Origin of the sequence: Bartonella vaga (genome assembly GCF_037070895.1) — a bacterium.
Classification (GTDB): Bacteria; Pseudomonadota; Alphaproteobacteria; order Rhizobiales; family Rhizobiaceae; genus Bartonella.
This window is the reverse complement of record NZ_JAYMZK010000001.1, coordinates 371,144-386,078: the sequence shown is the minus strand read 5'-3', so window position 1 is coordinate 386,078 and position 14,935 is coordinate 371,144. Positions and strand designations below refer to the sequence as shown.

12 protein-coding genes, 1 tRNA gene and 1 pseudogene are annotated in these 14,935 nt (G+C 39.3%); 6 read left to right on the top strand and 8 right to left on the bottom strand.

Annotation, left to right across the window (positions count from 1 at the left end):
• Nucleotides 1–103: 103 nt before the first annotated feature.
• Nucleotides 104–188: transfer RNA gene (locus WCP76_RS01655), tRNA-Leu, on the bottom strand.
• A 175-nt stretch (nucleotides 189–363) separates the two neighbouring features.
• Between WCP76_RS01655 and WCP76_RS01650 the strand changes: the two genes are divergently transcribed.
• The 4 genes from WCP76_RS01650 (at nucleotide 364) to dut (ending at nucleotide 4,451) form a co-directional block, all read left to right on the top strand.
• On the top strand, nucleotides 364–972 hold the full coding sequence (locus WCP76_RS01650; RefSeq protein WP_336293954.1) for a YqaA family protein: 609 nt from the start codon (nucleotides 364–366) through the stop codon (nucleotides 970–972).
• A gap of 12 nt (nucleotides 973–984) precedes the next feature.
• Entirely contained in the window at nucleotides 985–1,539 is a 555-nt protein-coding gene (locus tag WCP76_RS01645) for a disulfide bond formation protein B (protein WP_336293953.1), read from the top strand.
• Between the two features lie 1,455 nt (nucleotides 1,540–2,994).
• A complete protein-coding gene (locus tag WCP76_RS01640; RefSeq protein WP_336293952.1) occupies nucleotides 2,995–3,789 on the top strand; it encodes a VIT1/CCC1 transporter family protein in 795 nt (264 codons plus the stop codon).
• 110 nt (nucleotides 3,790–3,899) lie between these two features.
• A complete protein-coding gene (gene dut / locus WCP76_RS01635; RefSeq protein ID WP_336293951.1) occupies nucleotides 3,900–4,451 on the top strand; it encodes a dUTP diphosphatase in 552 nt (183 codons plus the stop codon).
• A gap of 45 nt (nucleotides 4,452–4,496) precedes the next feature.
• Here dut and WCP76_RS01630 read toward each other — a convergent pair whose 3' ends face one another.
• From WCP76_RS01630 to WCP76_RS01620, 3 genes and pseudogenes are all read right to left on the bottom strand, one after another.
• Nucleotides 4,497–5,075, bottom strand: coding sequence for a biopolymer transporter ExbD (locus WCP76_RS01630; RefSeq protein ID WP_336293950.1), 579 nt, complete (start codon nucleotides 5,073–5,075; stop codon nucleotides 4,497–4,499).
• Nucleotides 5,072–5,926, bottom strand: coding sequence for a MotA/TolQ/ExbB proton channel family protein (locus WCP76_RS01625; protein ID WP_336293949.1), 855 nt, complete (start codon nucleotides 5,924–5,926; stop codon nucleotides 5,072–5,074). The genes WCP76_RS01630 and WCP76_RS01625 overlap by 4 nt, the downstream gene beginning before the upstream one ends.
• Before the next feature lie 411 nt (nucleotides 5,927–6,337).
• A pseudogene (locus WCP76_RS01620) lies at nucleotides 6,338–6,463 on the bottom strand (MotA/TolQ/ExbB proton channel family protein); the annotation flags it as partial.
• 312 nt (nucleotides 6,464–6,775) lie between these two features.
• Between WCP76_RS01620 and WCP76_RS01615 the strand changes: the two are divergent.
• Both WCP76_RS01615 and WCP76_RS01610 read left to right on the top strand, forming a co-directional pair.
• Complete coding sequence (locus WCP76_RS01615; protein ID WP_336293948.1) at nucleotides 6,776–7,084, top strand: ElaB/YgaM/YqjD family protein; 309 nt, start codon at nucleotides 6,776–6,778, stop codon at nucleotides 7,082–7,084.
• Between the two features lie 3 nt (nucleotides 7,085–7,087).
• A complete protein-coding gene (locus WCP76_RS01610) occupies nucleotides 7,088–7,531 on the top strand; it encodes a hypothetical protein (protein ID WP_336293947.1) in 444 nt (147 codons plus the stop codon).
• A 312-nt stretch (nucleotides 7,532–7,843) separates the two neighbouring features.
• On the opposite strand, the gene glmM is transcribed toward WCP76_RS01610, so the two are convergent.
• The 4 genes from glmM to WCP76_RS01590 form a co-directional block, all read right to left on the bottom strand.
• Complete coding sequence (gene glmM, locus WCP76_RS01605; protein ID WP_336293946.1) at nucleotides 7,844–9,226, bottom strand: phosphoglucosamine mutase; 1,383 nt, start codon at nucleotides 9,224–9,226, stop codon at nucleotides 7,844–7,846.
• 457 nt (nucleotides 9,227–9,683) lie between these two features.
• Nucleotides 9,684–11,840 carry an ATP-dependent zinc metalloprotease FtsH gene (gene ftsH, locus WCP76_RS01600; RefSeq protein WP_336293945.1) on the bottom strand — a complete coding sequence of 719 codons (2,157 nt, stop codon included), beginning with the start codon at nucleotides 11,838–11,840 and terminating at the stop codon, nucleotides 9,684–9,686.
• Nucleotides 11,841–11,962: 122 nt separating this feature from the next.
• Nucleotides 11,963–13,384, bottom strand: a complete 1,422-nt coding sequence (tilS, locus tag WCP76_RS01595) for a tRNA lysidine(34) synthetase TilS (protein ID WP_336293944.1) — start codon at nucleotides 13,382–13,384, stop codon at nucleotides 11,963–11,965.
• A gap of 889 nt (nucleotides 13,385–14,273) precedes the next feature.
• Nucleotides 14,274–14,888: a hypothetical protein gene (locus WCP76_RS01590; RefSeq protein ID WP_336293943.1), complete on the bottom strand. Its 615-nt coding sequence runs from the start codon at nucleotides 14,886–14,888 to the stop codon at nucleotides 14,274–14,276.
• Between the last annotated feature and the right edge of the window lie 47 nt (nucleotides 14,889–14,935).

Here is a 14,935-nt window from a genome sequence, read left to right as displayed (position 1 = left end):
CACTATATTGATATGCATGAATGTATCTTATACCACCGCCCTGAAGAACAATGTTTATGGCATTAAGCATCACTTTCTGGAAATGAATGGTGGTATTTATAAATGGTGCGGGTGGTCGGACTCGAACCGACACTCCTTTCGGAACCAGATTTTGAGTCTGGCGCGTCTACCAGTTCCACCACACCCGCACACTGTCATAGAGCAGATTTTCTCATTATCTTCTTGCACTATATGAAGAAGCACAGATTCGTCAACACTAGACTTTTTATTTTTTAAGAATCCGTCTTATTTTTGTCTTATCGGATTTACGGAGTATAATTATAATTTATAAAATTTTTACCTCTTAACCTTATGAAGCCTATCATGATCTTGAACAGACTAAAGCTTTGGACAATTTCCTTAGCAAATAAGCGAACAGCACCACATTGGCTTGGGTTCATTGCTTTTATTGAAAGTTCTGTTTTTCCAATTCCTGTAGATGTTTTATATATTCCGATGATTCTTATCCACCCTAAACGTGCTTATCGCTATGCTTTTATTGCTACTGTATGTTCTATTTTTGGGGGAATTTTGGGTTGGTTTATTGGGCATTTTTCCTATGACACTATTGCCAAACCGATTTTAGAGTTTTACGGCAAAGTTGAAAGTTTTCAAACGCTCCAGAACGGTGCGACATTGCAACTTCTTATAATTTTACTGATAACTTCAGGTTTTTTACACCTTCCCCCGATCAAAATTATCACGATTTTGTCAGGTGTTATGGGTGTGCACCTTGGGCTTTTCGTTTTAACCTGTGTTTTTGCTCGTGGAGCTCGTTTTTACCTTATTGCGTGGTTTATTCAGCGTTTTGGAGATAAGGCAATGAATTTCTTTTTCCGCCATTTCAAGTGGATTATACTGGTTGGTTGTATTATAATTGTTTTTCTCTACAAAATTTCTATAACTTTCGTAAACAAGCAGCTTTTATTTTAAAGGACATGCTCAATGATACATTTTTTAAGTCAGCATTTTCATCTGAAATCAAGCAGAAAAGAGCAAAGTTTATGGTCCTTTTTTTTAGCTTTTTGCTTATCTGCCACGATAGGCTTAGCTCTTGGTTTCGAGTATATTGGAGGATATCTTCCTTGCAATTTATGCCTCATTGAACGTTTTCCATATTATAGCGCTATACCAATTTTGATTTTAGCAGGTTTTTCGGCATTGTTTTCCCGGATATCTTTTCTGTTACCAGTTTTATTTTGGTGTGTTTTTATTCTCATGACCATAAGCTTTATTTTAGCAGTTTATCATATGGGTGTTGAATATGGCTTTTGGCCAATACCTCCTGGCTGCAGTGTAACTGCGGTAAAAAATATAAAGGACGTTAGCCAGCTGCTCAATCAAGTGAACAGCATCTATGCCCCTTCTTGTATTGAAGCCCCTTGGCGCTTTCTTTTTCTCTCATTTGCCGGTTGGAATGCCATTGCGAGCCTGTTTTTCATGCTCATTAGCTTTTATATTGCTTCAAAGGGACTTCTTTCAGGCCATAAAAAATCATGATTATACAAAAGGATCGAGAGCACTGATGTCCATGCTCTTCTCCAAGCAAAGCATGGCTATGGCCTCTCTCTGGCAGCAGCTTCCTACTTTACTAAGCATCGAACTGAAATGACAAAAATAACAGATTCATGTATTTTGTGGGTTTTATCTTTCCGTGTTTATTGGTGATCTTTTTGGAAAAATCCACAACGGAAAAGCTGTAAGGCAATAAAATGATAAGATGGATCAACACGAACAATCTGCCATGCCCGAGGATCATAATACAACCTGTCCTGTTCCTGTTACAGCCTCATCGCCCACTTCTTTAGATATAAACCAATTTGAAGAATCACCGCATGGTGATAAAATATGGTTACGGCAGGTGATGAAGGTATACGTAAGAAAAAAATTTACATACTTCTTAATAAAAACCAGGCCATATAAACTTACAAATCCAACAGGCACCATACATGAGACATATTTTTGGTGTGACCTTCTTTATAATTTGGATATTATTTAAATTTTATCGAAAGCAACTTATTATCCATGCTGTCTATCAATGCGCAATTATGTGAATAACATTACATTTTGCCTTTTACGATGCAATCATAGCTTCATAAATTTTCTGCTTATCACTGCAATCGCCTATAGAAGATAAAAAATATAGATTATCTGTAATTATGCTATAATAATTTGCATCAATCTTTTAGATTTCCCGCGTACCATTCCAAGATTATCTAAGGAATAGTTTAATAAAATATCGTTCTTATTCTCGAACAATTATTGGCATTTACATCATTAACTTTTTTGAAAAATAAATATCTCTATATCACAATTATGACTCCATTAATGGAGAGCACTTCCTGGTAGAGAAGGTAGAATGAAGGGTATGAAAAGGACTCCTGTCCTCATTTTATGATATTCTCTTGTATCTTCTCCAAAGAGTTTTTAGAGCTCCCTTTGGAATCTTTTTTGGAATATCTTCAGTATTTATGCTTGATGTTTCTCGCCTTTCCTTGTTCCTGTTTAAAAATATCAGCAAATTTAGCCCATAAAACATGATTTATGCTGTTGAACCGATAATCTTCTAGATTATCGCCCTCCTAAAACTGAACAAAAAGTATTTTTAAAAGAGATTTCTCCAATGTGATCTCTTAGCATGGTTTTCTGACAGAAATCTTCAACGTCCCCCATACACTGCATCATCTCTACCCCTAGACTTTTTTTATGTAAGCCTTTTAGAGCATTCCTTGACTTACTCGACTGGAACAATTTTTTAGCAACATTTTGCCGTTATTTTTTCACATATGGTGTTTCTTACCAGCTTCTTTTGTTTAACGAATATCTTTTACTTTCTTGACTTATCAATGCTCTTCTCTTCTCAGCGTTATCTTTTTCAATTCTCCAATTTTATATTGACTTTCATTTTTTTTATCTTATATCTTAGAATTATTCTAAAGTGCAAAGGAACAAAAAATGTTGAAATCGTTTTTTTCATTTGTACAACATAGAGCTCTATCCCTTCGTCCATCACAAAAAACGACGGTTAGAGCGCCCCAGACACAACAATTACATGCAGCTTTCTGTTTAAAATACGCAAAAGCCTACAAGAAAGTAGCAATGTTAAAAGCACTAGCCATCAAAGAACTTGAAAATTGTCAAAAAGGTCTTTGTGTTTCTTGTAACAACTGCGTAAAAACTTTTGATTCATTGTGTTGTCTACCTCCGGTAGTACAAAACAAACACTCTGATGCAAAACTTCAAACAAAAAAGACCAATAAAGCCACAAAAAAGTCATCAAAAGTACAAAAACAAACACTTTTAACGTGGATTCAACCTGGTCTTGCAGGATTAATGGATGGCTCTGTCTCCACCCTTGCACCAATCTTTGCGGCAGCTTTCGCCACAGGAGATACACATAAAACCTTTTTGATAGGGCTTTCATCTTCAATTGGTGCGGGTCTTTCAATGGGTTTCACAGAAGCAGCTCATGATGACGGAAAATTATCAGGTCGTGGCTCTCCACTTAAAAGAGGCCTTGCCAGTGGTATTATGACCATGCTCGGAGGTTTAGGACACGCGCTCCCTTATTTGATCAACTCTTTTTACATCGCAACAGTTGTTGCGTTTATTATTGTTTTTTTCGAACTGTTGGCCATAGTGTGGATCCAAAATAAATTCATGTCGACCCCGTTTATGCGTGCATCTTTACAGGTTATAATTGGTGGTGCTTTGGTTTTTGCCACGGGTATTCTTATCGGCAATATCTGAAACAAGCGGTGAAACATGTCCATCCATGAAATTTTATCAACTTGTTTTATAAGCAGCTTTTGCTAAAATAGCATTTATTTTCTATTTTATAATTTGGAAATATTTTTATCATGCCTCATACTCATCCCCATGCACCCCAAAATAATCAAGAGCATCCTTCTTCTCATGTCTCTCCTCACCCTTCTCAGCCGATAACTTTATCTGTCCAGCGCCTTGAGCATGGAAAAGGCTTAGAGCTTCCTCACTATGCCACAGCTGGTTCTGCTGGTCTGGATCTACGAGCAGCACTAGGTGAAGAAGAAACGATCATCCTTGCCCCTGGGCAGCGTGCTCTTATTCCAACTGGTCTCATCTTTCACCTTTTACCTGGTTTTGAAGCACAAATACGTCCACGTTCTGGCTTAGCCCTAAAGCACGGTATCACATGCCTAAACACCCCTGGAACAATTGACAGTGATTACCGCGGCGAAGTCAAAGTTCTTCTGATAAATTGTGGACAAGAAAATTTTTCTATCAAACGTGGGATGCGCATTGCACAAACAATCATCGCACCAGTTATCCAAGTAAATGTTTGCACTATTGAAGTAGATCAAAAAGATAGTACCCAAAACAATACAGGAAGCCGAGCTACAGGCGGCTTTGGCTCAACAGGTTATGACTAAACAGGAATAAAGGACAAAGTCTCATATATTTCTGAATATATATATTTATTCTACAGAAGAAACCGTTCCCATTACAGAAATGTTAGCGCTTGCCCTACCACTTTTCAATTCTGCATCTGCATTGCTTGAAATATTCACCTCTGTCGCTTGTGTTGTACTGCCTTTTCCGTCACTTTTTTCCCCTCTTGCAGTAAAACTGGAAGATTTTTGCAATCCCATAAGACCAACTTTAGTGTATCCCGCCGTCCGTATTTGATTTAACAAATCCACGACAGCTCCATAATTTATTTCGCTATCAGCTTTGATAAGAATCTTCGTCTCTAGATTTCTGTTTGTTTCCTTTAACAAGGCTTCTATAAACGCTGTTTGGCTAACAATATTATCCCCCACATAAAGAGAATGATCTTTTTGCAAAGTTACATAAAGAGGCTCATCAAGTTGAACTACAGGAGATGATTTGGTCATAGAAGGCAATTGAACAGGAATAACGGACGTCGCTAAAGGCGCAGCGACCATAAAAACAATAAGCAATACCAGAACAACATCAATAAAAGGGGTTACATTGATCTCGTTGTGCAACCCACTTTCATCTATATTCCAGTCATCATTAAAGCTTGCTTTCATTTCTTTTGACTTTTACGTTGTCTGTACCTATCGAGTTCACGGCTCAAGAGCCTTTCAATCGCAGCGGCGATATCACCTAAATCATTACGATAACTACTAAGAGCACGTATAAGGCTATTATACATAACAACGGCGGGAATCGCTACAAAGAGTCCAATAGCCGTTGCTAGTAAGGCCTCTGCAATTCCAGGAGCAACCACATCAAGCTGTGTTGTTTGAGAGTTGGCAATACCTATAAAAGCATTCATGATCCCCCAAACGGTTGCAAAAAGACCAACAAATGGAGCAATAGCGCCAACGGTTGCAAGAACTGCGCTCCCACACGAAATACGGCGCATAGCAGTCAGCAAACAGCGTGATAAAAGCGAATGAACCCTTTCTTTTACACCATCATTAATATCGCGTATAATCTCTCCATATTGATCGAGTTCCTCATAGCAGATGATATCTTCACAAGAAAAGTTTTGTGTGTCTTGTCTTTTACTTGCTCTTTCCGTAGAACTTGCCCCAGCCCCTTCAGTGCCAAAATGCACTTTTTGTGTAGAAAGATACACTTCTTTAAGAACTTCTTTCAGGAAAAAGACACCTGCTCCTTTGCTTTCTTTTAAGCTAGCGGCCAAACGTGTAAAGGTTTGAGCATTAAGAATCAATCGGAGTTCATGGCGCGCTCTTCGTTTTGCCAGAAAAATTTCAATGATTTTTACAAAAGCAATTGTCCAAGAAACAAGAGAAGCGAACAATAAAATAGCGATAACAGCTTTCACAACCCAATCAGCTGCCATAAACATAGAAAAAGGAGAAAGATCGTGTTTTGAAGATACGCTGTCTAGGAGCTCTGTATGGGATTCCATTTTTTTCTCACGCCGTTATGGTCTTCTATTTTTTGTTTTACAGCTCACAACCACCCCGCAGCATCACTCTTCCACCATGTCACGTCCCTTTTAACAACACTTTGCTTTTAATATATGGAACAAAACTTGATAAATCAAGTATAGTTTTATTTCAGAAAACACCTCATCCAAGAGAGAGAGATCTTCTAAAAGATTTTTCTCTACCAAATTAAAATAAATTTATCCGACAAAACAAGTTTATTACGCACAATGCGCTTTAACTGGCAAACTACGATTCCACTCAATAGCTTGATTTACAAAAATTATATAAATAAATACAACGACGTACAGAAATATTTTTTCATTTCATCCCTCCTGCTTCCAAATCACCATTTTCTTACACATCATAAGAAGCATCAATATGAGGATAACATTAAAAGCGCGCATAAAGCTATTATACATAACAACAGTGGGAATAGCTGCAAAGAGTCCAATAGCCCTTGCAAGTAAGGTCTCTGCAATGCCAGGAGCAACCACATCAAGCTGTGTTGTTTGGGAACCATGAAAAAAACTCAACAAGCAAAACTGCCTTCATACACTGTCTAGAAATCTTGAGAGCCCCCAAATAGCGGTTCATGCCCTTATAAGCAAAAAAAGGTAATACCCAATGGATCGAGCATCATATCATTCGCGTTTAAAACAAACGCTTATAGGAAAGCAAGATTAATTTTCTTCAAAATACCTTTAATTTTTTCAAAGGGATGGGAACTCTTAAAAACGTTTAGCGTTACCCAAGAAATAAATTTTACTCCAGTAAAAATGAACACCTCAGTAATGGATAATGATGAATCAAAAAAAGGAAAGAGCATCATGGCAAACAATAAAACAACAGAGAACAAAGAAACAGAAAAAAATTTACAAGGACAATTAGAGAAATTACGCAATGAAATTTCAGGGATAACCTCAACACTGACGAATCTTGGTGCAAGCAAATTGAACAAAGCTGAAAAAATGTATGACTCCGTGAAAGAAAATGGTGAAGAAATTATGTCTCAAGCAAAAGAAAAAATCAGCGATCTCGAACAAACCATGAACCAATGCGTTCGTAAAAACCCTTGCAAAAGCGTTCTGTTTGCAGCAGGTGCTGGTTTTATTCTTTCTCAACTATTACGCCGTTAAGTAATGCATAAGTTAATCACTCACCTTTTAGACCATCTTGTCGATGGAGGGCTGAAAAGCACCGCTCAAAAAGTCCGCCTTCAAGCAATTTGCTATGGTATTATTGGCATTTCATTGTTTATGTCTTTGCTCTTTTTATGTATCATCGCTTTTATTGCGTTATGTTCGGTTATGACGCCTCTTGCAGCGGCCAGCACGATGTTTTTCATTTGTTTTTTTCTTGCAGGCTTAAGCATTTTCATTGGTCGTATTCTTAGAGCCTATCAACGCCAAAATCGACAAAAGAAGCTGGAAGAACAACGCCATAAACTTATGACAGATGCAACGCTTTCCAGCATTGCACTTCTAAGCAAGCATTTTCCTTTTAGCAAATTGAGCCTTTCTGTACTCGGACTTGCGACTTATTTTCTATGGAAAAAAGACAAAAAAGACCGCTTTTCAGATTAATATACATTATTCTACTGCTCTACTGCTTTAATTTTCAAAAGTGTTTTCTTTCAATAGGAAAGAAAACACTTTTTTATCTATCCGCAAATGTTTTAGCAATATTAATCTTCAAGGTTAATTCTTTCAACCAAGAGTAAGGCAATGAAACTGTATCGCTTTCATTATTATATATATGGACAGAAAAACACTTTTATCGTTAGATGAATGATGAAACTATTCTCTAAGGGCATGCTACAAGAGTCTAGTTCAGCGACCATGCATTCCAAGGCATCTAATATTCTTGAGCGGTGATGAAAATCTTAACAGCCAACATTAAAAATTAGAATTCTTGGAAGCCTCCACTTTGGCAAGAACATCATGATGCACGATAACATCAACCATTTCTGCGACAACGCCCTCAAGAATTTTTCGTTCATCCCCTTCAGCCATAATGCGGATTACCGGCTCTGTTCCAGAGGCACGAATTACTAAACGTGCTTTTTCTCCCAAACGTTGCGTTGCTCGCTCTACCGCTGTTTTGACCGCATCCTTTTTCAGCAAATTTTTGTTTTTAATCGTTACATTTTTAAAAATTTGTGGCACCGGATCAAACCGGTTACACAAGCGACTCATAGGGCTTTGGCTTTCTTGCATACAAGCTAAAACCTGTAAAGCAGCCACCAATCCATCGCCAGTAGTCCCGAAATCACTCAGCACAATATGCCCAGAAACTTCACCACCAACGTTATATCCATTTTGGCGCATCGCATCAACCACGTAGCGATCTCCAACACTTGTCCGAACAAGCCCCAATCCTTTGCTTTTCAAGAAGCGCTCAAGCCCAAGATTTGACATAATGGTTGTGATAACACCGTTGCCCTGTAACCGTCCCGTTTTATGCCAATGTTCAGCAATCACAGCGATCAATTGATCACCATCAATTGTCTGCGCTTTTTCATCAACAATGAGAACTCGATCCCCATCTCCATCGAGAGCAATCCCCACATCAGCCCGCACTTCATGAACTTTCTTTTTTAAAGAGGACAAATCGGTTGATCCACACTTTTGATTAATATTGATACCATTTGGAGTATCATTAATAGCAAAGACCTCTGCTCCCAACTCCCACAAAGCACGTGGAGCTGCTTTATAACCAGCACCATTGGCGCAATCCACAACGATACGCAACGCATCTAAACGAACATCACGAGGCAAAGTTCGTTTAGCATACTCGATATAGCGATAAATGTCGCCCTCAACCCGCTTTGCATGGCCAATTTCAGAACAACCCGCTAAAGATTTTGAAAGATCTGTATCGATCAATTGTTCAATTTTTTCTTCGTCATCATCTGAAAGTTTAAAACCATCAGGTCCAAAAAGTTTAATTCCATTATCGTAGAAAGGATTATGAGAAGCAGAAATCATCACGCCAAGATCAGCGCGTAACGAACGGCACAACATAGCAACAGCAGGCGTTGGCACAGGACCCAACAAGAAAGCCTCCATCCCGGCAGCTGTAAACCCTGAAACCAAAGCATTCTCCAACATATAACCAGATAATCGGGTATCCTTTCCAATGACCACACGAGGCGACTGATGTTTTGACCGAAACAAAACTCCTGCTGCTATCCCCACCTTCAGGGCAAAATCTGGTGTCATAGGAAAAGAATTGGCTCTTCCCCGAATTCCATCTGTACCAAAATATTTTCGTGCCATTTATATTTCCTTTATACACACTTCTTCTCTTACAGCTCTGACAAAGCAGAATCCTTTCCCCAACAAGATTTCCAATGCAATGAAATGATTTGCGCCCCTTTACTCTTCCAGATAATAAAAATGCCCACCATATCCAATATCTAGAACGAATCTACGCTTCTTATCAAACCATACAACCCCATAAATTATGCTTCTGCGCTCCACGTCTCTAGAAAGGAGAGCCCTCTAACATGTTTTACGCATACGATCTCCTTTAACAAAACCAAAGAATATCCTCATATGCTCTGTCAAAAATCCTTTTCTCAGCCACCAGTATCTCTATTCATATACATTTTCAAAGCTTTACGAGCACCAGCGTTTCCGTACCATATTCTTCCTAATATTGTTTTAAAGGCGCAAGCTTTGCTTGCGCCTTTCTCAAAAAATTTCTCTTAATATCTTCTCCAAACATGATTACTCAAGCATCGTTAGAAGACTCCTGTTTTGCTTTATCATTTCCCGCAGCATCTGATTTTTTTTCAGCGCTAGCTCCATTTTTTTGGCGATTTACTGCTTTTACGATATTTTTTGTACTTCGAGTTTTTTTCTCTTCGCCATGAGATTGAGCTCCTTTAACACCAGCATCACCGTGTTTTGCATCAGCCGATTTTGTTATTTTTTTTCCGTTTTTTAGCTCTTCTTTTCCTGTTTCTACTTGATTAGCATCTGTTTTATTTTCTTTTGTTTTTTGAGACTCGGCCTTAATGGCTCCAGTCTTAGGTACAGAGGAACTGCGGGGAGAAGTACTGTCATCTTTCAGTATGCGTGAAGGAAGATTTCCTGCAATAACTTCGTTAATTTCTGTTCCCGTTAAAGTCTCATATTCCAACAAACCCTTCGCAAGAGCAAACCATTCTTTCTTTTTTGCTTTCAAAATTCTGGTTGCATTTGCATAAGCATCGTCAATGAGCTTACGCACTTCAGAATCGATCATACGCGCTGTTTCTTCAGAGATATTTTGTGTTCGTGCAACGGAATGACCTAAAAAGACTTCATCTTGATTATCGCCATACGCAACATTTCCAAGAAGATCAGAGAAACCCCACCGTGTAATCATAGCACGTGCTAATTTTGTTGCCTGTTCAATATCAGAGGACGCACCAGATGTGATATTTTCTTTTCCAAATTTCAATTCTTCTGCCACACGTCCACCCATCATAATGGCCAAACGAGAAATCATCCACTGATAACTCATGGAATAGCGATCACCTTCAGGCAATTGCATAACCATTCCTAAAGCCCTTCCCCTTGGCACGATTGTTGCTTTATGAACAGGATCAGCAACAGGCACATTAAGAGCTACGATAGCATGCCCTGCCTCATGATAAGCGGTAAGTTCTTTTTCTTCTTGTGTCATGGCAGTTGAGCGACGTTCTGCTCCCATCATTACCTTATCTTTAGCATCTTCAAATTCTTGCATAGTCACAACTCTTTTATTGCGACTAGCCGCCATAAGCGCAGCTTCATTAACAAGATTCATCAGATCAGCACCGGAAAATCCTGGGGTTCCCCTGGCCAAAACTTTCAGATCAACATTAGGAGCTAAAGGCACGTTACGTGCATGAACTTTCAAGATTTCTTCACGCCCAGAAACATCAGGATTTGGCACGACAACTTGCCGATCAAAACGACCTGGCCTTAATAAAGCAGGATCAAGGACATCGGGACGATTTGTTGCAGCAATAAGAATAATACTTTCATTAGGCTCGAATCCATCCATCTCGACAAGCAACTGGTTTAGGGTCTGCTCGCGTTCGTCGTTTCCACCTCCCAATCCTGCTCCACGATGGCGTCCAACAGCGTCGATTTCATCAATAAAGATAATACAGGGTGCACTTTTTTTAGCTTGTTCGAACATATCCCGCACACGGCTTGCACCAACACCAACAAACATTTCAACAAAATCGGATCCTGAAATGGTAAAGAATGGCACATTAGCTTCACCTGCAACAGAACGCGCAAGCAAGGTTTTACCAGTCCCTGGAGGGCCAACAAGCAAAACGCCTCGTGGGATACGGCCCCCTAAGCGCTGAAATTTTTGTGGTTCACGTAAAAATTCGACAATTTCCTGCAAATCCTGCTTTGCTTCTTCAACGCCAGCGACATCTTGAAAGGTAACGCGCCCCTGCGCTTCATTCAACAGCTTTGCTTTTGATTTCCCAAATCCCATTGCCCCACGTGATCCATTTTGCATTTGTCGCATAAAGAAAATCCACGCCCCAACGATAATAATAACCGGTAACAAGGAAAAGAGGAGATTAAGGAAGATACTGTTTCCAGAGCTTTCAGGAATAGCCTTGACGTTAACATTTTTGTTTTCCAATTTTTGTATCAAGCCTGGATCTCGTGGAGCATAAGTTGAAATAACTCTATGCTCAACAGTTTGCCCTGTTAGTTTTTGACCTTGAATAGTCACAGATTTAAGCTCACTATTCTCGACTTTTTGCAAAAATTCAGAATAGGAGATCTCTCCACCTCCAGAACGTTGGCTATCTCCGTTAAAGAGAGAAAACGACACAATCAAAATTAAAGCAATGACCCCCCAAATAAGGAGAGAGCGGTAATTGGAGTTCATATTCAGTCCACTTAATCAAATACAGATTTCAAATATTCCCCCTTAACATATAACCTTGTCTGTCCCTTGCCAAGGTATGAGGAGATGTTTATTCTCTTTTAGAGCAATTTTTCTTGATCTTTTTATCTCAATATAAAAAAAGGTTCCACAACATTTACAAAAACAGCGTCTTCGTGCGACAAAAGCCAATGGAACGGAGCCATAATCCGTTTTATTACGACGTTTGGATGAAAAACAGCCTGATAAGTCAATTCTGGAATGTCCCACCCTTTATCATTTGAAACCATCAGAAGCGACTGCAAAGAGGGAAAATGAGGATTTTCAATATTGAAAGTGCTTGTTTGAGATAAAGACTTTAGCTGTTCCAAACCCGCTGCTCCAACCTTTATGGCATTGGATTCATGATTGGTAATCTGGTAGCGACCGTCCCATAAAAAAGTTTTTCCTGGCTCTATGACCGCTTCTTTCATATTTCGGGATTCGCGCCAAAAAGCAATTCCGCTTCTGCTATATTCAATAACAGAGCCAGCAAAAGTAAAACGCTGCTTTTCTGATGAATATAGATGCAATTTTTGAAAAAGAGTGATCAATTTTTGGCTAGGCAGCAAATATCCTCCCCCTCCCATCAATACCGCAAAAAGCCCAACAACAAAGGGAAAACCTGAATGCTGCTGTAAGAATGGTGCAGGCTTTGCAATAAAGCAACGTCCATATTCCACAGCAACATCCAATGCTAAAATCAGATCAGCAATATCTTGTGCAAATTGACGGCGTTGAAGTGTAGCTTCATAAGCCCTTTGAGCAATAGTAGTAAAATTTTTTTTATGCAGAGACTGCCGCACACGCACGCGTTCAAAACTAAGATCTTCATTGGTTGGATCATCGATCCATGTTTTTCCCTTTAAGCGCAAATAGGCGCGCAATGTTTTACGCTTTACGCCAAGAAGAGGACGAATCAAGCGTACCTTTCGACGCAATAATGCCTCGCGTGGAATACAAGATAAACCACGCCTGTACATTAACCCATAGTTTTTTTGCGTAATATTTTCTTCAATTTCTGTAGAACACTCCCCTTCACATTTGCCCCCAACGGTTTCTCGTTGCAAAGCGGCTATACTTTTTTGGAAACGTTGGTATCGCATCTGATAGGTTTCGACCTGATCATTCAGCGTATGTCCTGTCATAATAAGCGTGGCACCTTGTTTTTGAGCTTCTTTAAACAGGAGGTTATAACGTGCAACACGAGCACTTGAAGCGATATGCGTTTTTGGCTTCTTTCCTTCCCATCGCAAAATGATATGTTTAATGTGATGGGCACGACAAATTTTTGCAACAGTTTCTGCTTCACAAGCCGATTCTTTACGCAACTGATGATCAACGGTGACAGCGATCATTTCCGGAGGAACAGAGAGAGTCTTCAAATGCTCCTTTACCAAAAACAGCAAAGCTAGAGAATCTCCCCCTCCTGAAACAGCAAGGATCAACTTCTGACACTGCATAAAATCTGACGTTTTAAAGAGATTTCCTGCTAATCTAACGCACACTGCAAATGACTCTGCTTCTTTTTAAAAGATTTACAAAAGACGGACTCAACATTTTATAGCGTTTTGGTCTTTTCGCAAAAAGCACACAAGCCTCTTTGTTCTGATAAAGAACAACCGTAATCATTTCTAATTTCAACAAAATCTTAAAAATATGCCACATCCCTTTATCTATATATATAATGAGATAAATTTGTGCTGCTCCATAATAATGTTTTTGTCCGAACAAAACTTTTAGCTACAAAAACAAAGTGCCATCACTCAAAGGATTTTTTTCAGAGCGATACCGAAAAAAGAACAGAGAGTTTTTTAAAATCAACATAGTTGATAGAAAGGGTAAATTCATCGTCTTTTTATAAAAGGCTTTTGAAGAGAGAAGAGGCCAATCCGTACCTTAATGCACTTTGACATAATCGCTTTTCTCGTGAGTTTTCTCTAAACGATTATATGTTCTCTCCGAACTCTCTCCTATTTCCCTCGCATCTTTATGCACATTCTTCAAATGTTCATCGTTTGTTTTCAATTCATCACAGATTCCTTGCAAACAGCTTTATAATCATGGTTATCCACATGAAAATACTGTTCTGGTCATCTTACATGATAAATAGCTGCTCTCTCACTTATAGCTTAAAAGTCTTAATCCTATATAGGATTCGCAAAAAACAAAGATGAAGATGAACAGGGAAGCCCTTCTTATCAAAAAGCCGATGAAATTGCTTTTACATTTTTTAGATCGTTAACATTTACGCACCGTTCGCATCCTTCCACGAGTTTACTTAAACCATAACCTCGAAACAAAAGGTTCCGAATCGGTAGCATAAAAATTTTTTTATTACATTTTAAGCATCATCCACCATATTGGAATCAGTGTCATCACGCGACATTAGAAACCTTATTCCGCAACCGATGGAATTTTTCTCACAGCATCAATAGCGTCATCCGCAGCTTTAAAGGCATCATCCGCAGCTTTAAAGACATCATCCGCAGCATTAGAAGCATCATCCGCAGCATTAGAAGCATCATCCGCAGCATTAGAAGCATCATCCGCAGCGTTAGAGGCATCATCCGCAGCATTAGAAGCATCATCCGCAGCATTAGAAGCATCATCCGCAGCGTTAGAGGCATCATCCGCAGCGTTAGAGGCATCATCCGCAGCATTAGAAGCATCATCCGCAGCGTTAGAGGCATCATCCGCAGCATTAAAAGCATCATCCACAGCATTAGGGGCATCATCTGCAGCATTAAAAGCATCATCCACAGCATTAGGGGCATCATCTGCAGCATCAGGAGCCTTATCTACAGCATCAGGAGCCTTATCTTCAGCATTAGGAGCCTTATCTTCAGCATTAGGGGCCTTATCTTCAGCATTAGGGGCCTTATCTTCAGCATTAGGGGCCTTATCTTCAGCATTAGGAATCTTATCCGCAGCAGAAGGAACCGAATCATCGGTAGAGAACTGAGAAGCCTTTCGCGCCGCACTTTGAGCAAACGAAGAAAAACAAGCCATGAAAACTGCTACACAAAAGACAATTTTCCAGTTTTTACAATACATCA